At 64.8% G+C, this 18,485-nt stretch carries 15 protein-coding genes; 5 read left to right on the top strand and 10 right to left on the bottom strand.

Features of this window, described 5'->3' with window-relative positions:
• Positions 1-131: 131 nt before the first annotated feature.
• The 6 genes from E0W60_RS33420 to E0W60_RS33445 form a co-directional block, all read right to left on the bottom strand.
• Positions 132-1,247 (bottom strand): porin, encoded by a 1,116-nt coding sequence (locus E0W60_RS33420; protein ID WP_135707042.1) that lies wholly within the window; start codon positions 1,245-1,247, stop codon positions 132-134.
• Positions 1,248-1,481: 234 nt separating this feature from the next.
• Positions 1,482-2,411, bottom strand: a complete 930-nt coding sequence (locus tag E0W60_RS33425; protein ID WP_135707043.1) for a 2-hydroxyacid dehydrogenase — start codon at positions 2,409-2,411, stop codon at positions 1,482-1,484.
• A gap of 152 nt (positions 2,412-2,563) precedes the next feature.
• Positions 2,564-4,183, bottom strand: coding sequence for an ABC transporter substrate-binding protein (locus E0W60_RS33430; protein WP_135707044.1), 1,620 nt, complete (start codon positions 4,181-4,183; stop codon positions 2,564-2,566).
• A 73-nt stretch (positions 4,184-4,256) separates the two neighbouring features.
• Positions 4,257-5,546, bottom strand: coding sequence for an NAD(P)/FAD-dependent oxidoreductase (locus E0W60_RS33435; protein ID WP_135707045.1), 1,290 nt, complete (start codon positions 5,544-5,546; stop codon positions 4,257-4,259).
• A 31-nt stretch (positions 5,547-5,577) separates the two neighbouring features.
• Entirely contained in the window at positions 5,578-6,243 is a 666-nt protein-coding gene (locus E0W60_RS33440; protein WP_133092903.1) for a haloacid dehalogenase type II, read from the bottom strand.
• Between the two features lie 231 nt (positions 6,244-6,474).
• On the bottom strand, positions 6,475-7,956 hold the full coding sequence (locus tag E0W60_RS33445; protein ID WP_135707046.1) for an aldehyde dehydrogenase family protein: 1,482 nt from the start codon (positions 7,954-7,956) through the stop codon (positions 6,475-6,477).
• 529 nt (positions 7,957-8,485) lie between these two features.
• On the opposite strand from E0W60_RS33445, the gene E0W60_RS33450 reads away from it, so the two are divergent.
• From E0W60_RS33450 to E0W60_RS33460, 3 genes are read left to right on the top strand one after another with little or no spacing between them, the layout of a single operon-like run.
• Complete coding sequence (locus tag E0W60_RS33450) at positions 8,486-8,860, top strand: (2Fe-2S)-binding protein (RefSeq protein WP_135707047.1); 375 nt, start codon at positions 8,486-8,488, stop codon at positions 8,858-8,860.
• Complete coding sequence (locus E0W60_RS33455; protein ID WP_135707048.1) at positions 8,857-10,257, top strand: NAD(P)/FAD-dependent oxidoreductase; 1,401 nt, start codon at positions 8,857-8,859, stop codon at positions 10,255-10,257. Before E0W60_RS33450 ends, E0W60_RS33455 begins: the two co-directional genes overlap by 4 nt.
• Complete coding sequence (locus tag E0W60_RS33460) at positions 10,254-11,420, top strand: NAD(P)/FAD-dependent oxidoreductase (protein WP_135707049.1); 1,167 nt, start codon at positions 10,254-10,256, stop codon at positions 11,418-11,420. Before E0W60_RS33455 ends, E0W60_RS33460 begins: the two co-directional genes overlap by 4 nt.
• A 108-nt stretch (positions 11,421-11,528) precedes the next feature.
• Here E0W60_RS33460 and E0W60_RS33465 read toward each other — a convergent pair whose 3' ends face one another.
• The 4 genes from E0W60_RS33465 to E0W60_RS33480 all read right to left on the bottom strand — a co-directional run bounded on the left by E0W60_RS33465 (position 11,529) and on the right by E0W60_RS33480 (position 14,983).
• Positions 11,529-12,950, bottom strand: a complete 1,422-nt coding sequence (locus tag E0W60_RS33465; RefSeq protein ID WP_135707050.1) for an aspartate ammonia-lyase — start codon at positions 12,948-12,950, stop codon at positions 11,529-11,531.
• Positions 12,951-13,073: 123 nt separating this feature from the next.
• Complete coding sequence (locus E0W60_RS33470) at positions 13,074-13,427, bottom strand: cupin domain-containing protein (protein WP_135707051.1); 354 nt, start codon at positions 13,425-13,427, stop codon at positions 13,074-13,076.
• Positions 13,428-13,461: 34 nt separating this feature from the next.
• Positions 13,462-14,643, bottom strand: a complete 1,182-nt coding sequence (locus E0W60_RS33475; protein WP_135707052.1) for an amidohydrolase — start codon at positions 14,641-14,643, stop codon at positions 13,462-13,464.
• A gap of 124 nt (positions 14,644-14,767) precedes the next feature.
• The gene (locus E0W60_RS33480) at positions 14,768-14,983 is read right to left on the bottom strand and encodes a hypothetical protein (RefSeq protein WP_135707053.1); all 216 of its coding nucleotides are present in this window, start codon (positions 14,981-14,983) and stop codon (positions 14,768-14,770) included.
• Positions 14,984-15,027: 44 nt separating this feature from the next.
• Between E0W60_RS33480 and E0W60_RS33485 the strand changes: the two genes are divergently transcribed.
• Both E0W60_RS33485 and E0W60_RS33490 read left to right on the top strand, forming a co-directional pair.
• On the top strand, positions 15,028-17,151 hold the full coding sequence (locus E0W60_RS33485) for a TonB-dependent siderophore receptor (RefSeq protein ID WP_135707054.1): 2,124 nt from the start codon (positions 15,028-15,030) through the stop codon (positions 17,149-17,151).
• Positions 17,152-17,366: 215 nt separating this feature from the next.
• Complete coding sequence (locus tag E0W60_RS33490) at positions 17,367-18,476, top strand: tartrate dehydrogenase (protein ID WP_133092912.1); 1,110 nt, start codon at positions 17,367-17,369, stop codon at positions 18,474-18,476.
• Positions 18,477-18,485: the final 9 nt, after the last annotated feature.

Raw genomic sequence — 18,485 nt, forward strand, 5'->3', positions numbered from 1 at the left:
TTCCTGTGGACGATGAGAGCGTGGGTGCTGCGAGTCCGGCCCGGATGCTACGGGGAACTCGCAGCGGTCTGCTCAGCAGTGGGGGCCCGGATTCCCTTACGATCCGGGCATCGCGGCAGGTCGCGGCAGGTTCAGAACTTGTGGCGAATGCCGACAACGGCGCCAAACTGGTTGGTACCGGGACGCACAGCTTCGCTGCTGACGCCCAGCTGGTCATTGAACCCATTTACGCCGAGGTTCGACTTGCCGCGGTTCAGCGCGTACGACACCGTGCTGTAGACGTCGGTTCGCTTCGATAGTGCATAGTCGACCAGCGCCACGAACTGCCATGGATTGCCGGCATTCGACTCTCGCAGATTCTGGTAGTAGGCAGAGCCAGCCACAGACAATGCGGGCGTAACCTGGTAAGCAGCGCCAAGCCAGGCGAGGTTCGACACCGTGTTGGCGAGGGCAACGCCCGGCAGGACGGCACCGTTGAACGCGTGCGCATACCGATACCCTGCATAGACCTTGGCCGAACCCACCGAGTAGGTCGCCGCCGCTGCCGCGCGCCGGATCAGGCTGTTGGTCGACAGCGCGGTAGCTGCCGAACGGTTCGACTGGTCATAGATGGCACCGAAGGCGAACGGCCCGGCGGCATAGCTTGCCGAGGCCGAATACGAACGTCCGTTGGTGAAATTCCCCGCGACTTCCTGGTTGTTGCTATTGAAGCTATACAGGCCGCTCAGGCTTAGTCCGCCGAACTTGCCCATGTACTTGACCGAGTTGTCGGCGCGCGCTCCGCCCATGTACGGGTCCTGTGCGCCAACCGAGTACCGGCTGGCGATGGCCATCGGGTCGTAGGTAACGCCGAAGTCGAAAAAGGGCGTAGTGTGCCGTCCGAACGTAACCTGACCCCACCCGGTCTGCAGGCCGACGTACGCGCCGCGTCCGAACAAGCGACCGCCCTGCGCCGAGGTACCGGTATCGATGTTGAACCCGCTTTCCAACAGGAAAATGCTCTTCAGTCCGCCTCCCAGATCTTCGACGCCACGCACCCCCCAACGCGACCCCGACTGGTTGCCCGACTGAATGGCCCATAGATTGGGACCGGCTGCGCCGGCGGCAACGGTGCCATTTGACGCTACTGCGTGGTTCAGGTACTCGAATCCCACATCAGCGACCCCATAGAGCGTGACGCTCGACTGGGCGTGCGCGCCGGAACCCACCAGACATGCGGCCGACATTGCCAACATTCTATACTTCATGAAAATTTCTCCTCCCATTGCTTTGATTTACCCATTACCTGAAATGCACGGGGTCAGGCGAATTCATCATCGATATTTCTTCAAGATGAATTCGCATTTTCATGGCTTCCTGAATGATATTAATATCTATTTTCAGGCACGCCGATGTTTATTATTGATGACCGTCGGATCAGGTGATATGTGATATTCTCTTTATCGTTGATGCCACGATATCTACCTGATTATTTGAAGACGTCAGTATCCTTTTGCCCGATCGACAAGCCCGATGACCGGCTCGCCGTTTTCATGGCGGCGCATATTGTCCAGCACAGCCATGGCAGCAGTATCCGGTCGGGTCATGCTGGCAATGTGGGGCGTGATCCATACCTTCGGGTGCCGCCACAATGGGTTGTCCGCGGGCAGCGGTTCGGGATGTGTGACATCGAGAATGGCGTCGCCGATTTGCCCGGAATCCAGCGCGGCCAGCAAATCCGCGTGGTTAAGTTGCTGGCCCCGGCCAGCGTGCACCAGTCCGGCACCCCGCGGCAAGGCGTTGAACAGGCGCGCGTCCAGCATGCCGCGCGTTTCGTCTGTTAGCGGCAGCAGGCACAAGAGGATATCGGTACGTGCGAGGAATGCGTTGAGTTCCGCCTGACCGGCGTAGCACGTCACCCCGTCGATGCTGCGTTGCGATCGCGACCATCCCGCACAGTCGAAGCCAAACGAGCGCAGGCGCGCCAGCACTGCCTGCCCCAGAGAGCCTAGTCCCAGCACTCCGACACGCCGCTCTTGCGCCAGTCGCACCTGGATGGGACTCCAGTTCGACTGCGCCTGTTGCCGCCGATATGCCGGCATGTCGCGGTGGAGCGCCAGCACCGAGAACACCGCATACTCCACCATGCCCTCCACGATACCTGGCTCGATCATCCTCACCAGCGGCATATGTGCCGGTACTGATTTCAGATTGAACTGGTCAACGCCCGCGCCCGTTGAGAACACCACTTGGAGGTTGGGAAAGCGCTGTGCAATATCCTCGGGCGGCTCCCACGCCGCCAGGTACCGGACCTGCGCGGGGTCGCCAATATCGGGCCAGATGCGGAAATCAACATCCGCCCGCTCGCGCGCAAAGACCTTGGCCCACTGCTGGCCTCGCGCCGGATCTGCTTTGTAAATGAATGTGCTCATGTAGGGCGTCTCCGGTCTAAGAGCGGTTGTCGTTGAGAAGGCCAAACTACAGCGCGGCCTGGTTCACACAGGGAGCGTGCGGTCGCGAGACCGCCGCGATCATTTGAGGCACTGTTCAGCGGCCGGATGACCCGGCGCTCCATGGGTCAGGATCACGCATCGATCCACACGTTCTCGGCGAACATATAGCCCATCAGCCCCCCCAGCGGAATGGGCGACAGGCCCTTGAGCTTGGTCGTATGGGCGTCGATGCTTGCCAGGAACAACGGGATGCCGATGCCAGCATCCTCGTGAACCATCGTCTGCATGTCGGCATACATCTGCTTGCGCTTGGCGACGTCGGTCTCACCGCGCGCCGCTACCAGCAACTGGTCGAACTTCGGGTTCTTCCAGCGCGACTCGTTCCACGGCGCATCCGATTTGAAGAATTGCGTGAAGATGGTGTCGGCGCTGGGCCGCGGATTCACGTTGCCAAAGCCAACATGACTGTTGAGCCAGTGGTTCGACCAGTAGCCATCGGCCGGCATGCGCTTGATGTCGAGCTCCAGGCCGACACGCTGCGCGGCCTGCTGCAACACCAGCGCGGTCTCGACCGAATACAGCGCTGCGGGGGACGTCACCACTTGTACCTTGCCGGACACGCCAGCTTTGCGCAGGTGAAACTTCGCCTTCTCGGGATCGAACGGCCGCTGCGGCAGATCCTTGAAATAGAAGCGGTTGGTGGGGTCGATGGGCTGGTCGTTGGCAACCACCGCATTACCGAGCGCGATGGTCTGCCGCATCTGCTGGCGGTCCAGCAAGTACTTCATGCCCAGGATAAAGTCAGGGTTGGCGCCGGGGCCCACGTCCTTGCGCATGATCAGGTCGGAGTACTGGCCGGATTGCGTCGTCATGATGGCGTAGCCCGGGGTCCCCTTCACCCTCGACACAGAACGCGGGTTGACCATCGCCACCAGGTCCATCCCGCCGGACAACAGCGCATTGAGCCGCGCGCTGTCGTCGGCAATGCCGACGAGTTCGATCTCGTCGAGGTATGGCTTGCCCGGCTTCCAGTATGCGTCGTTGCGCACCACCAGCGTGCGCACACCGGGCTTGAACTCCTTGATCTTGTAAGGCCCGGTGCCGATGCCGGCGCTGAAGTCGGTGGTGCCGTCCTTGACGATGTGGAAATGGGACGTACCCAGAATGACCGGCAGATCGGCATTGGGGCTGTTCAGCACCACCGTGACCTCGTTCGGGCCGGTGGCCTTCACGCTCTCGATCTGTTCGGCCAGCACCTTGGCCTTGGAGGTCGTGGCCGGATCCTTGTGGCGCATGATCGAGTACACCACGTCGGCCGGCACAAGCGCCTTGCCGTCGTGGAAGGTCACGCCCTTGCGCAGCGTAAAGACCCAGGTCTTGGCGTCCGTGGTGTTGAACGTCTCCGCCAGCGCCGCCCGCGGCGTCAGGCTTCGGTCCAGCGAAGTCAGTCCGTTGTACACCATGTTGCAGCGCACGTAGTCGTTCTGGTTCGACTGCTTGGCCGGATCGAGGGTATCGGAGGCCGCTGCGGTGGCGACCGCCACGCGGATGCGTCCGCCGCGCTTGGGCGTCTGCGCATGCGCGCTCACCGCCGCGCCGGCCAAACCGCCGGCCAGCGTGGCCTGCATGCCCCCCGCCAGCAGCATCTTCAGGACATCGCGCCGGGTGGCGCCGTGTTTGAGCTCTTCCATCATGCGAAGGCTTTCACCGGGACCGACAAAGTTTTCCAACTGGTTACGGCTATCGCTCATGGTTGTACTCCTGTGTATCGATTAGGGAAGGCATGCAAGTCGCGTTGTTGAATACAGGATCGGTTGGTATGGCTTAAGCCAGCCGATCCTTGAGCTGGTAGTACAGGCCAACGGCGGGCAAGAACCATGGCGCGCCGAAGTGTCCGGGAATGGCGGGCCAATCGCGCTCGCGCCATGGGTTGGCGGCTGCGTCGCCGGCCATCACGGCGGCCATGCGCTCACCCATGTAGACGGACATTTGAGTGCCGTGGCCGCTGTAACCCATCGAATAGAAGAGACCGTCACGCTCGCCAGCATGTGGCAGGCGGTCCTGGGTCATGTCAACCAGCCCGCCCCAGCAATAGTCCAGCCGGACATCGGCCAGCTGAGGAAAGATTTCGGCGAGGCCGGCACGCAGGATTTCGCCGCTGGCGGCGTCCTGCTGCGGACTGGAGATGGCAAAGCGCGCCCTGCCGCCGAAGACCAGCCGATGGTCGGGCGTGAGACGGAAATAATGGTGGATGTTCGCCACCGTGGTGTAGGTGCGGCGCTTGGCCAGCAGTGCAGCCGCGCGCTCTGCCCCCAGCGGCTCCGTGGTCACGATAAAGCTGCCGATCGGCACGATGCGCCGGCGCAGCCAGCCAAAGCTGCCATAGCCGCCATGGCGGGTCGCGCCGGTGGCAAGCAGCACCTGCCGGGCCAGCACGGTGCCGCGCGTGGTGTGCAGGCGGTGTACCTGGCCATGCATGCGCTCAACGCGCTGTACACACGTGCCGGTATGAATCTGTGCGCCATGGCGCTGCGCGGCCACGGCCAGGCCTTGGGCAAAGCGGCCCATATGCATCTGGCCGCTGCGTTTGTAGAGCAGGCCGCCGTGGAAGCGTTCGCTCTGGACCTCGGCACGCACGCGGTGCGCGTCGAGTATTTCCACATCGGTATCCACGCCATCGGCGATAAGCCTGTCCGCGCTGCGGCGCAGCGCATCCATCTGATGCGCACGGGTCGCGAGCTTGAGCTTGCCGTTGCGCTCGAAATCGCAAGCGATGCCCTCGTCGCGGATGATGCGCGCCACCGTGTCGACCGCATCGTCGTAGGCGTGGTACCAGTCACGGGCCCGCTGCGCGCCAACCCTGGCAGCAACGTCGGCGTAATCCACCGCAAGGCCATTGTTGACATGTCCGCCGTTGCGCCCGGAAGCCTCCGGCGCAATGGTGGGCCCCGCCTCAAGCACCACGACGCTCGCGCCCCGCCTGGCCAGCGCCAGCGCTGCCGACAGCCCGGTGAAGCCGCCGCCGACGATGGCGACATCGACCTGGGGCGGCAGATCGTACGCATTCAGAGCCAGCGGAGGCACTGAATCTTTCCAATAGGAATCGAGCTTCATAGTGATGTACGGGAGGGACCGCTGAGGGTTTTCAGAGACCAACGACGGCAGGCAGGCCACCGATGTCCTGGATCTCGGTGTAGCGGTAAGCCGCGTTGCCCGGGCCGTGGCCGCGATTCACGAACACCTTGTTCACGATGCCGAGGTCATCGGCCGACATCAGGTCGTAGCGCAGGCTCGACGACACGTGCAGCACGTCTTCAGGATTGCAGCCCAGCGAGTCCAGCATGTACTCGAAGGCCTTCAGCCGCGGCTTGTAGGCCTGCGCCTGCTGCGCGGTGTAGACGCGGTGGAACGGCGCGCCCAGCTTCGCCACGTTCTTCTGGATCTGGTCGTCCGAGGCGTTCGACAGGATCACCAGCGGAATCTCCTTGGCCACCTTGGCCAGGCCCGCCGGTACATCCTCGTGCGGGCCCCAGGTCGGCACCGCGTCGTAGTACGACTGGCCATCGCTGTCCAGGTACTGGATCTTCCACTTCTTGCACAGGCGGCGCACGGCGTTCTTCAGCACCACTTCATACGGCTGCCAGTCGCCCAGCACCTCGTCGAAGCGATAGGCGCTGAAGTCGGCGATGAATTGCTCCATTTGCTCAGGGGCAATCCGATCGGCGAACAGCTCGCGCGTCATCTCGCCCATGCGGAATCGCGTGAGCGTGCCATAGCAGTCAAAAGTCACGTACTTGGGTCGGAAGGTCATGTTTTCTGATCCTCAGGGGTTACCGGTCATCGACCGGGGTGGAACTGCGCGTTGTCCGGCGCAGATGACAGCGTGATTGCGGGGGATTAGAGCATGCGAGCTCTTTACGGTTATTGGGAAATTCAGCCGCGTCACGCGGCGAAAATGCGGTTATTTAAGTTGCGACGGCAGGTCGTGCGGCCTGCACCGCGGCTGTGCGTCCACAGGCCCCTGTCCTGCCGGCATGCATGGCTACCGCGGCTCGGAAAAATCGATCAGCACGCTCTTGAAGCGCAGGTTCGCCTCGACCGCCTGCCGGCCAAGATCCTTGCCGATGCCCGACTGGTGGTAGCCTCCGGTCGGAATCACAAAGTCGGCGCTGCGCCCATAACGGTTGATCCATACCGTGCCGGCCGAGATGCCGCGCATCGCCCGTAACGCCCGCCCGATGTCCGCCGTATGCACGCCTGCGGCGAGGCCGTAGTTCGCATGCCCGGCCAGCTCCAGGCCTTCTTCTTCATCGCCGAAGGTCTGCACGGTCAGCACGGGGCCGAATATCTCCTCCTGCACGGCAGCGTTGTCTGCGGCCACCCCGGAGATCAGCGTGGGCTGGAAGTACGCGCCGCCCGGGCCACCGTCGAACAGGCCGCCGCCGCAGCGCAATTCCGCGCCGGTCTGTCTGGACCGCTCGACGATGTCCAGGATGCGCGACGCCTGCCCTGCCGAAATAATGGGTGCCAGCGTGGTTGCGTCGTCCCAGGTCGCACCCGGGCGCAGGGCTGCGAAGCGCGCCACGATGCGCTCGACCAGCGCCTCGGCGACGCCCCGCTGCACAATCAGGCGCGAGCCGGCGACGCACACTTGCCCGGCATTGCCGGTAATGGCCCCGGCGATAATGCCGGCCAGCCGGTCCAGGTCGGGGGCATCGTCGAATACCAGTTGCGCGCTTTTTCCGCCCAACTCCAAGGTCACGGGCTTGGGCCCATGCACCGCGCAAGCAGCCATGATCGACGCCCCGGTGCGCGTCGATCCCGTGAAGGTCATTTTCGCAACCAGCGGGTGGCGCGTGAGCGCATCGCCGGTGGTTTGTCCGTCGCCCTGGACCACGTTGAACATGCCCGGCGGCACACCAGCTTCGATAGCGAGTTCCGCCAGCCTCACCGCCGAGAACGGCGTCAGTTCCGACGGCTTCAGCACGACCGCATTGCCTGCGGCAAGTGCTGCGCCAACCTTCCACGACACCATCACCAGCGGGAAATTCCACGGCGTAATGGCGCCAACGACCCCGTACGGCTCGGCCACCACCATGCCCAGATGGTCGGGCCGGGTGGCGGCTACGTCTCCACCAAGCTTGTCCGCGTATTCGGCAAAGAAGCGCAGGCCCTCGGCCGTGAATGGCACGTCCCCGGCACCGGCATCGCGGACCGGCCGTGTCGAGCACACCGCTTCGAGAGGCGCAAGTCCCCGCACGTCGGCCTCGATCAGGTCCGCCCAGCGGCGCAGCACGCGGGCCCGCTCGCGCGGTGCACGGCGCGCCCAGTCACTGGTGCGCAACGCCCGCCACGCGTCTTGCACCGCGGCATCGACCGTGGCAGCATCGGCCAGCGGCAGCTCGGCATGCACCCGGTTGTCGGAGGGTCGGCGCACCGGGATCCGGCCTGCGTCGGTCACTAGGCGGCCACCGATGAAATGGCCCGCGGGCACAGGGATCGTCTGGGGATCGAATACTTGCACGGGATGAAGGGCGCCTGGGGTTGGCACCGTGGTTGATTCATGGTTTCCATGCTAGACGCGAAGCCTCAGAATTTGTCCCTGTTGCGGTCTGCGCCACCGCATCGAATTTCAAAGCCGCCCCCCCACGCGAACGAATCTTCCAATCCCCGGAGAAACCCTGAGGCGCGGCCCGGCACGACGACATGGAAAACAAGCTTGATATGGCGCTCCAGCCGCATCGATCGATGCGAGGCGGCCCACAACCGTCCAATCCAACACCGAACAATCTGCTGTCATGGCGGAGATAACAGCAGCGTCATTCGTGCGTTCCGCAAATGCAGCACCATGCCATGCGACTGCAGCTCTAAGCTTGTGAAAGCTTCCCGCCGTTTTCGCCACGCACGCATGGAAGCCTGCCGTCATGCAGCCATGATGACTCGATGACACAGCGGAGCGCGCCTTGACCGACGACGCGCTGTCCCGGTCCGACGTCCGCGCGGCAACGACATGACAGCTGCCGCGCCATAACCGCCGTTACCGGATCAACGCCATGCCCGACACCTCCCATTCTCCGCCGCCTCGCTTTACGCGCCTGGCAGAGTCCGATCGCCCCACTATCACCCTGCGCATCGACGGCCACAGCGCCACCGCGCTGGCCGGCGACACCTTGCTGGTCGCGTTGCTGATGAACGGCCGGCGCGTGCGCGACAGCGAGTTCGGCGACGGCCCGCGCGCCGGCTTCTGCCTGATGGGCGCCTGCCAGGACTGCTGGGTCTGGACGCCCGCCGGCCAGCGCCTGCGCGCCTGCTCCACCCCGGCCGAGGCCGGCATGGAGGTGCTGACCCGGCCGCCCGCACAGCACTGGCCGGCCACGCCCGACCTGCAGGAATCGCTCGCCCGCCACCGCCAGGGAGCCGCCGCATGAGCGCCCTGTCCGCATCGCCACGCATCGTCGTGGTCGGAACCGGCCCCGCCGGCGTGCGCGCGGCCCAGGCGCTGGTCCAGGCCGGACTGCGCCCCACCGTGGTCGACGAGGGCCGCCGCGACGGCGGCCAGATCTATCGCCGCCAGCCCGAGGGCTTCAAGCGCTCCTACGCCAAGCTCTATGGCAGCGAGGCCCACAAGGCCCAGGCCCTGCACCGCGACTTCGACGCGTTGCGCGACCGCATCGACTATCGCCCCGACACGCTCGCGTGGAACCTGACCGAAGGCGAGCTGCACGTCGTGCGCGACGGCGAACCGAAGACCTTGCCCTTCGATGCGCTGCTGGTGTGCGCCGGCGCGACCGATCGCCTCATGCCGGTGCCCGGCTGGCACCGCGCCGGCTGCTACAGCCTCGGCGCCTCGCAGATCGCGCTCAAGGCGCAGGCGTGCGCCATCGGCTCGCAAGTCGTCTTCCTCGGCAGCGGGCCGCTGCTTTACCTGGTGGCCAACCAGTACGTGCAGGCCGGCGCGCGCGTGGCCGCGGTGCTCGACACCGCGCCCGCCACCAGGTCGTGGGCCGCCATCGCCGGGCTGCTGGCGCGTCCGCGCCTGGCCCTGCGCGGCCTCGGCCTGATCCGCGCACTGCGCGCCGCCGGCGTGCCGGTGCTGCAGGGCGTGGCGCCGCTGGCCATCGACGGCGATGACTGTCTTGGCGTGCAGGGCGTCACCGCGCGCGATGCGAGTGGGCGCGAGCAGCGCTTTGCCTGCGACGCCGTCGGCCTGGGCTGGCATCTGCGTGCCGAGACGCAGCTGGCCGACCTCGCGCGCTGCGAGTTCGCCTTCGAGCCCGTGAGCCGCCAGTGGCTGCCGCGCATCGACCAGGACGGGCGCAGCAGCACTCGCGGCGTCTACCTGGCCGGCGATGGCGCCCGCATCCTCGGTGCCGATGGCGCCGAGGCCGCGGGTCGGCTCGCCGCGCTGGCGGCGCTGGCCGACCTCGGCCACGCGCGCGGGCGCGAGCTGTACACCGCCGAGTCCGCCGCCCTGCGCCGCACACTCGGCAAGATGGACCGCTTCCGCCAGGGGCTGGCGCGCGCCTTCCCGTGGCCGCACGCGCAGGCCGCCGCTCTGCCCGATGACACAGTGGTGTGCCGCTGCGAGGCCGTGACGGTGGGCGAGCTGCGCCGCTGCGTGACCGAGCTCGACAGCCAGGAACTGAACCGCGCCAAGGCCTTCAGCCGTGTCGGCATGGGCCGCTGCCAGGGCCGCTTCTGCGGCCATGCCGCGGCCGAGATCGTGGCGCAGCGCTGCGCCATCCCGGTCGAACAAGTCGGTCGCCTGCGCTCGCAGGCACCGGTCAAGCCATTGATGATGAATACCAGCGAGGTGAAGGCATGAGCAGCACGGCAACCCGGAACCAGGACGCCGATGTGCTGATCCTCGGCGGCGGCCTGATGGGCACCACCACCGCCTTCTTCCTGCGCCAGCGCGGCCTCTCGGTGATCCTGCTCGAGCGCGAGCTGGTCGGCCGCCAGGCCAGCGGCACCAACTTCGGCAATGTGCGCCGCCAGGGCCGCGCGCTGCACCAGATGCCGCTGGCCAACCGCGCGCGCGCCGTCTGGGGCCGCGTCAGGGAACTGCTGGGCGAGGATCTCGAGTTCGTCCCATACGGCCATCTGCGCGTGTGTTACACCGAACAGCAGGCCGCCGTGCTCGAGCAGCATGCGCACGACGTGAAGCCGCTCGGCCTGGACCTGCAGCTCTACACCGCCGGGCAGCTGCGCCAGCGCTGGGGCATCTTCGCGCCCGCCATCGTGGCGGGCTCGTATTCGCCGCAGGATGGCCATGCCAACCCGCGCCTGGCCGGCCCCGCCTTCGCGCGTGCCGCCCGCCGCGCCGGCGCAAACATTGTCGAGCATGCCGAGGTGATGCAGGTCGAGCGCAACCCCGATGGCTTCGTCGCCCACACCGCCGATGGCCGGCGCTTCCGCGCGCCGCAGCTGCTGGTGGCCTGCGGCGCCTGGTCCAACCGCATCGCCGCGCAGTTCGGCGAAGCCGTGCCGATGGAAGCACGGGGCCCGCAAATGGGCGTGACCGAGCCGCTGCCCTATGCCATCGGCCCCTCCATCGGCATCTCGTCGCCGATCGAATACGAGGGGCTGTACTTCCGCCAGATCTCGCGCGGCAATATCGTCTTCGGCGGCGGGCTCAAGGGACCGGCGCATATCGACCGCATTCGCGCTTACGTCAGGCCCGACAACGTGCTGCGCCAGCTCCGCGAGCTGCGCCGCTTCGTGCCGGCCTTCGAGCACGTGCAGCTGATCCGCGTCTGGAGCGGCATCGAAGGCTACACCTCCGACTGGCAGCCGGTGATGGGGCCCAGCGCCACCGTGCCCGGACTGCACTACGCCTTCGGCTTCAACGGCGAGGGCTTCGCCATCAGCCCCGGCGTGGGCGAGATCATGGCCGAGCTTATCGCCACCGGCCAGACCTCGATCCCGCTCGAACCTTATGCCGTCGGTCGCTTTGCCAGCGCTGATACCCTCCAGGTCAGCGGCTGACCGAGCCTGCGTTCCATCAGCTGCGGCAGCATGCTGTGCCGCAGCAGATACGCCCGACCGGAATGCGTCGTGGCGGAGCCGGCGAATCGCGGCTCCGCATGGCTTTGCTTAGCTCGTCAATGCGCTACGGGGCGCCACCATATTCTCCGGCCGTAGAATCTCCGCCAGAAGCGCATTGCTCACGAGCTGTTCCGACTGAACCAGCTCTACCACGGTTCGACCGGTTTCCTGCGCGAGGCGCGCGATTCGCGTAGCGTTCTCATATCCGATATACGGATTCAGCGCTGTCACGATACCGATCGAACGCTGGACCAGCGCGGAGCATTGCTCGGGGTTCGCGGTGATCCCTTCGATGCATTCACGGTCCAGCATGCGCACGGCGCGCGACAATAGCCGAATGGAGTCATAGAGCTTGTAGGCGATGAGCGGCTCCATCGCGTTGAGCTGCAATTGGCCCGCTTCGGCCGCCAGGGTCAGCGCGGCATCGTTGCCGGCGATCTCATAAGCGACCTGGTTCATCGCTTCCGGAATGACCGGGTTGACCTTGCCCGGCATGATCGAGCTGCCGGGCTGGCGCGCAGGCAGATTGATTTCCGCGATGCCGGTCCGCGGGCCGCTTGAAAGCAGGCGCAGGTCATTGCTGATCTTCGACAGACGGAGTGCCGTCTTCTTGACGAGTCCCGATAGCAGCACGAAGTCGCCCATGTCCGAGGTCGCGGCGATCAAGTTGGGCGCGGCGCGAACAGGAAACCCGGACAGCGCAGCCAGTTCTTCGATTGCAATGGCCTGATAGCGCGGATCCGCATTGATGCCGGTGCCGATCGCCGTACCGCCGAGATTGACAGCGCACAGCGTCGCGGGAATGAGCGTACGCAGTTGCTCAAGGTCGGCCGAGACGGTATCGGCCATGGCCTGGAATTCCTGTCCAAGCGTCATGGGAACCGCGTCCTGGAGTTGGGTACGCCCCATCTTCAGGATGCCGCCAAACTGTTGCGCCTTGTTGGCCAGCGTGGCCGCAAGGTGGCCCAGGTTTTCCAGCAGCGGCAGATGAGCCAGGAGCAGTCCGACCCGAATGGCCGTCGGATATGCATCATTGGTCGATTGCGACAGATTGACATCGTTGTTGGGGTGCAGCCGGCCGTAGCTGCCCTTCTGCTCGCCCAGGTGCTCCAACGCGCGGTTCGCCAGCACCTCATTGGCGTTCATGTTCGTGGAGGTTCCGGCACCGCCCTGGATCATGTCAACGACGAAGGCATCGTGGAACGCCCCATCCAAGACTTCCGCGCACGCCTTGGCAATGGCGCCGTGCTTGGCGGCGTCCAGCAGGCCGAGCCGATGGTTGGCATTGGCGGCCGCATGCTTGACGATAGCCAACGCCTTGATGAAGTCCGGGTACTCGCCGATGCAACGGCCGGAAAGATGGAAGTTTTCCTTTGCGCGCAGCGTCTGCACGCCGTAGTACAAGGTGTGATCAAGATCTCGCGTACCCAGTAGATCCTTCTCCTGGCGCGTGGGCGTAGCTGTGGTCATGATGAGGCTTATGTGATGGGTCGAAGGAAAGCGGACAGGACCTGCCGATCCGAGCGGTCAACGCCCTGACAGCCTGAGCAATAGCAGCCTGCGCCGCGCCAGCATGGGTAGATATCGTTTCGTTCAGGCCGACAACACCACGAATACCTTGCGCAGCGTTTCCGTCACGTGCCATTCGCCGGTCGTGTTGGCGGGAAAAAAGAGTGTGTCACCTGCACGGATCTGCTGCGCCTCCCCGTCCGTTGGGGTGAACGTGCTAGCGCCGGCGAGGATGTGCATGACCTCGGCGTTCGCAATCTGGCGCTCGAACCGGCCCGGCGTACATTCCCAGAGACCGGCATGGCTCTCGCCGGCGCCCTCGAGGTCGATGTCGATGCCGCTGAGCTCGCAGGGCGGCTGGGTCAGAGGGCGGGCAGGCGTGCCCTGTTGTTGGAAACCTTCGGCGGTCGCCGATTGGCGAATGATAACGATGCTCATGAATGATCCAGTGTCGATAGGGTAGTTAGCCGCGTCAGTCTGCAGCCAGCGAGCGGCGGGCAACTTCGCAGAACCAGCGCACGCCCAGGGACAGCGCGTCGTCGTTGAAGTCATAGCAAGGGTGGTGCAACGGTCGCTCTCCATCGGGCCCGGGATCGGCACGTCCCTGTCCCAGCCAAAGGTAGGCGCCAGGCTTTTGCTGCAGCATGAAGGCAAAATCCTCGGAAGTGAATGCAGCACGGGGGGCCATGCGCGCCTCCAGCCCGATGGCACGGGCCGCGTCAACGGCCAGTGCCGCTTCCTGCGGGCTGTTCACCGTGGCCGGGTAATAGCGGTCGTAATGCACTTCGACCTCGGTTCCGCTCGCCGTTGCCACGCCATGCGCCATCGCACGCAATGCAGTCTCGATCCGGCTCTGGGCTTCCATATCGAAGCTTCGCACCGTGCCGGTTATCCGCACTTCGGCCGGTAATACGTTGTGGCAGTGCCCGCCTTCGATACGCGTGACGGACAACACGGCGGATTCGGCAGGATCAATGCGACGCGCCACGATCGTGTGCAATTGCGACACGAGCTGGCTTGCGGCCAGGATGGCGTCTGCGGTGTGGTGCGGCTGCGCGGCATGGCCCCCACGCCCGCGCAGCACGATATCGAACCGATCCGCCGCCGCCATGATGGCGCCAGGCAAGGTCTGGGCGTGGCCGAGCGGCAAGTCCGGCCAGTTGTGCAGGGCATAGACACTGTCGCAAGGAAATCGCTCGAACAGGCCCTCAGCGATCATGCGGCGGGCGCCCCCCTTGCCTTCCTCTGCCGGCTGGAAGATGAAATGCACCGTGCCATCGATACCGCTGCGCGCAAGCTGACGCGCGGCACCCACAAGCATGCTGGTATGGCCGTCGTGGCCACAGCCGTGATGCTTGCCGGGCGCGTGGCTGACATAAGCCGGGCGGCCCAGTTCCACCATTGGCAATGCGTCCATATCCGCGCGCAGACCTACGCTGCGCTTTACCTTGCCGGCGCGCAGCGTGCCCACCACGCCCGTGCCGCCGATCCCCTCGTGCACCGTGAGACCCAGCATGCGCAATGCCTGCGCCACGATGCCTGCCGTGCGGTGCTCCTCGTAGCCAAGTTCGGGATTGGCGTGCAGGTCCCGGCGCAGCGCAATCAGGTCCGGCAGCAAGTCGGCCACGGGTTCTGCGATCTGGTTCCACCTCATGAGCCGGCCCCCGCTCCATTGGAAGGCTGAATCTGGCGAGGAATGGGATGGTTGGACAGGACTTCGAGATCCCAGAGGTCCATCGGTGCGCTCCGGTGTTACTGAATGCAGAAAGGTAAAAGGTTCAGCAGCGCCACGCGTGCTGCATCGTTGCCAGCTTAAGAGCACTCTCGCCAACGATGGTGCCGATCGCAGCGTGCCGCGCCGCATTGAATTGCGTTTTGCCAGTCCAGGTGAACAGATTGTTCGGCGTCCTGAGCCGGCTTTCCCCCGGTAGCACGCAATCCGGCATGCCGCTCGATTCCCGGTCAGAGAGTAGGTGAATGAGAATCTCTATCATCTGCGCGGCTAAATTCCGGCCCTGCAGTTACTCATGCCACGCTCATGCCATTATTTCCGCCACGCGCCAGGCGCATCGCGCGCCATGCCTGTCACGTCAGCCTGTTACTGTTCCCGCTATCCGATGGGGCGCTTGCCGAAGCGCCGGGGCTTGCGTCGACGGCCGATCTTCCCGAAGTGCGCGTCAGCGCCAATGCAGGCGGCAGCGGGTACGTTGCTGTCGAAGCCGCTGGCGCCACGCGAACTGAAACGCCGCTGCGTGAAATCCCGCAGTCAGTGCGCGTGGTTACCTCCGAGCTCATTGACGACCTGCGCGCGACACGGCTTTCGGACACCGTCGACTATGTGAGCGGAATCGCGCGCCTCAATGACTTTGGCGGGACCTGGGACAACTATGCCATCCGCGGCTTCAGCAGCACGGAGATGGGATACCTGGTCAACGGTTTTCCCGGCTCGCGTGGATACAACCCCATGCGCGACGCCGCCACGGTCGAGCGCTTTGAATTCCTGAAAGGCCCGGCCGCGGCACTTTACGGCAGCAGTGAACCGGGCGGCTCCATCAATATCGTCACTAAGAAGCCAAGGTTCGCGCCCGCGACCTCGGCGGAACTGAGTGCCGGTACGCTCGGGTTCCGGCGCGCCACCGCCGATACCACCGGCCCCCTGAGCAAGACGCTGGCCTATCGCTTCAACATCATGGCCGAGGACAGCGCCAGCCGCAGCTCCCTGATCGACGGCCACAAGTACCTCGTGGCGCCTGCATTGGCATGGGCGCCGGACGACCGCACCCTGCTGCAATACGAAGGAGAGTTCCTGCGGTTGCGTACGCCGCTCGACCGTGGCCTCGTCAATGTGAACGGACAAATCACGCTTCCCCGCGACCGCTACCTGCAGGAGCCCAGCGACCCCAACCTTCATCTTTCCAGCGACACGCACCAGCTGACATTCGAGCGGCAGCTTTCTGCGGCCTGGCGCACGCGGATCGGGGCGAGCTACAAGGAATCGGGCTTCGAGGGATACGCCGCGGAGTTTGGCAGTCTGCTCGCCGATGGCCGTACGCTCACGCGTCGCAACAGCCTGCGGACATTGCCCTCCCGCGACACGTCTGCCCGCGCAGAGGTGGAGGGCAACTTCCATATGGCTGGCCTGGGCCACCGCATGCTTCTCGGCATCGAAGCCTCCCGCCTGTTCATGGGCATGGATATCGCCTACTCCAGCCTCGCGGCCAACGCGTATGCGATCGACATCTATGAGCCGGTGTACGGGCAAGCGAAGCCGGCGGTCTCGCCAGGCATATCGACGCGCGAAAACCAGCGCAACCTGGGCGTCTATCTGCAGGACGAGATGTCGATCGACGAGCGTTGGAAGCTGCTTGCCGGCGTCAGGTTCGATAACTACCACCAGTCAGTGGACAACCTCCTTTCCGCGGCAGCGACCCGACAGCGCCAGAGTGCCGTGTCGCCCCGGATCGGGCTGACGTGGCTCCCGACCGCGCAGTTTTCCGCGTACGTGTCCTTCGGAAAATCGTTCCGTCCGAACAGCGGCGTGGATGAGGCCGGCAACGCCTTTGATCCGCAGTACGCCCGCTCGGTGGAGGCAGGGCTGAAGTGGCAGTCCCACGACGAACGGCTAGGGGCAACCCTTGCCCTCTTCGACATCCGCAAGCACAACGTCCTGACGCGCAGCCCCACCAATCCCAACTTCAACATCGCCACGGGCCAGGCCGCGAGCCGCGGGCTGGAGGTCGATGCATTCGGCAACCTGGACGAGCACTGGCGCATCAGCGGCAGTCTTGCACTGGTGAACGCCAGGGTCACCGAGGACAATGCCATCGCGCCCGGCACCCGGCTGGCCAATATCCCGAGGATCAGTGCGAGTCTGCTCGCCATTCGTGAAGATGCCATGCCGAAGTTCGGCGGCCGCTATGGTATCGGCACCGGCATCGTCTACGTCGGCAACCGATCCGGAAATGCCACCGACACGTACTCGCTGCCCGCCTACGCCACCGTGAAGCTTGTCACGTACTGGCAGCTCGATCGCCGCACGCGCCTTTTCCTGGACGTTCACAACGTGCTCGACAAGACCTACTATCCCGCCTCGTGGGGCAACCACGCCGTAGTGCCGGGACTGGGGCGCCAGTTTGTCGCCGGACTGCGGTACCGGTTCTGACAGCGGAGCAGTGTCGTCCATGGGACCACATGCCGGCCGGCATGCAGCCGCCGCCACGCACAGCATGCCGAGCATGGCGATGAATACGGGATTTCCTTCTGCCGCCCACCCGGTATACGCAATGTGCCGTCGAAATCCAACCACTACAATTTCGGTCACTACTCGCGGCCCTGGTAGCGACCATGGCGCTGTTTCGTTACTTCACAGGACTCGTCATGACGACCCAGACATACAATATCGCCGTGATCCCGGGCGATGGCATTGGCAAGGAAGTCATGCCAGAAGGCTTGCGCGTACTCCGTGCCGCCGCAAGCCGCTTTGGCATTGACCTGAACTTCACCCATGTCGAGTGGGCGAGTTGTGATTACTACGCGGCCACCGGAAAGATGCTGCCGGATGACTGGAAAGCGCAACTGGCGGGCATGGATGCCATCTACTTCGGCGCAGTGGGCTGGCCCGATATCGTGCCGGACCATATCTCGTTGTGGGGCTCGCTGCTGAAGTTCCGCCGCGAGTTCGACCAGTACATCAACCTGCGCCCCGCCCGCCTGTTCGAGGGCGTACCGTGCCCACTGGCCGGCAGGAAGCCGGGCGATATCGACACGATCATCGTGCGCGAGAATACCGAGGGCGAATACTCGTCGGTCGGCGGCGTGATGTATGAAGGTACCGAACGCGAAGTCGTCATGCAACAGTCCGTCTTCTCACGGCATGGGACGGACCGCGCGCTGCGCTTCGCATTCGACCTGGCCCGTCAGCGGCCGCGCAAGCGCGTTACCGTGGCGACCAAGAGCAACGGCATTGCCATCAGCATGCCGTGGTGGGACCGCCGGGCATCCGCCATCGCGGATGAATATCCGGATGTCGGCTGGGAAAAGCAGCACATCGACATCCTGTGCGCCCGCTTCGTGTTGCAGCCGCAGCGCTTCGATGTGGTGGTGGCGTCCAACCTGTTTGGCGATATCCTGTCCGACCTGGGCCCGGCCTGCACCGGTACGCTGGGACTGGCGCCTTCGGCCAACCTGAATCCCGAGCGCACGTTCCCTTCGCTGTTCGAGCCGGTGCATGGCTCGGCCCCCGATATCTATGGCAAGAACATTGCCAACCCCATCGGCATGATCTGGTCAGGCGCCATGATGCTCGACTTCCTCGACACGGACAACGATGCCGGAAGGAAAGCGCACGATGCCATTCTTGCCGCCATCGAGCACGTCCTGATTCACGGCCCTCGCACTGCAGACCTGGGCGGTAATGCCTCCACCACCGAGATGGGTGAAGCCATTGCCAGCGTCGTGGAACGCATCGGCCTGACCGGGCAGGCATAGGGCTCGCGT

The organism is Cupriavidus oxalaticus, assembly GCF_004768545.1.
GTDB lineage: Bacteria > Pseudomonadota > Gammaproteobacteria > Burkholderiales > Burkholderiaceae > Cupriavidus > Cupriavidus oxalaticus_A.

Coding starts and splice junctions, on each gene's coding strand:
- E0W60_RS33455 (WP_135707048.1), top strand. CDS start 8,857: ATGAGCGCCCTGTCCGCATCGCCACGCATCGTCGTGGTCGGAACCGGC.
- E0W60_RS33475 (WP_135707052.1), bottom strand. CDS start 14,643: ATGAGGTGGAACCAGATCGCAGAACCCGTGGCCGACTTGCTGCCGGAC.
- E0W60_RS33440 (WP_133092903.1), bottom strand. CDS start 6,243: ATGACCTTCCGACCCAAGTACGTGACTTTTGACTGCTATGGCACGCTC.
- E0W60_RS33450 (WP_135707047.1), top strand. CDS start 8,486: ATGCCCGACACCTCCCATTCTCCGCCGCCTCGCTTTACGCGCCTGGCA.
- E0W60_RS33430 (WP_135707044.1), bottom strand. CDS start 4,183: ATGAGCGATAGCCGTAACCAGTTGGAAAACTTTGTCGGTCCCGGTGAA.
- E0W60_RS33480 (WP_135707053.1), bottom strand. CDS start 14,983: ATGATAGAGATTCTCATTCACCTACTCTCTGACCGGGAATCGAGCGGC.
- E0W60_RS33460 (WP_135707049.1), top strand. CDS start 10,254: ATGAGCAGCACGGCAACCCGGAACCAGGACGCCGATGTGCTGATCCTC.
- E0W60_RS33465 (WP_135707050.1), bottom strand. CDS start 12,950: ATGACCACAGCTACGCCCACGCGCCAGGAGAAGGATCTACTGGGTACG.
- E0W60_RS33420 (WP_135707042.1), bottom strand. CDS start 1,247: ATGAAGTATAGAATGTTGGCAATGTCGGCCGCATGTCTGGTGGGTTCC.
- E0W60_RS33470 (WP_135707051.1), bottom strand. CDS start 13,427: ATGAGCATCGTTATCATTCGCCAATCGGCGACCGCCGAAGGTTTCCAA.
- E0W60_RS33485 (WP_135707054.1), top strand. CDS start 15,028: ATGCCATTATTTCCGCCACGCGCCAGGCGCATCGCGCGCCATGCCTGT.
- E0W60_RS33425 (WP_135707043.1), bottom strand. CDS start 2,411: ATGAGCACATTCATTTACAAAGCAGATCCGGCGCGAGGCCAGCAGTGG.
- E0W60_RS33435 (WP_135707045.1), bottom strand. CDS start 5,546: ATGAAGCTCGATTCCTATTGGAAAGATTCAGTGCCTCCGCTGGCTCTG.
- E0W60_RS33490 (WP_133092912.1), top strand. CDS start 17,367: ATGACGACCCAGACATACAATATCGCCGTGATCCCGGGCGATGGCATT.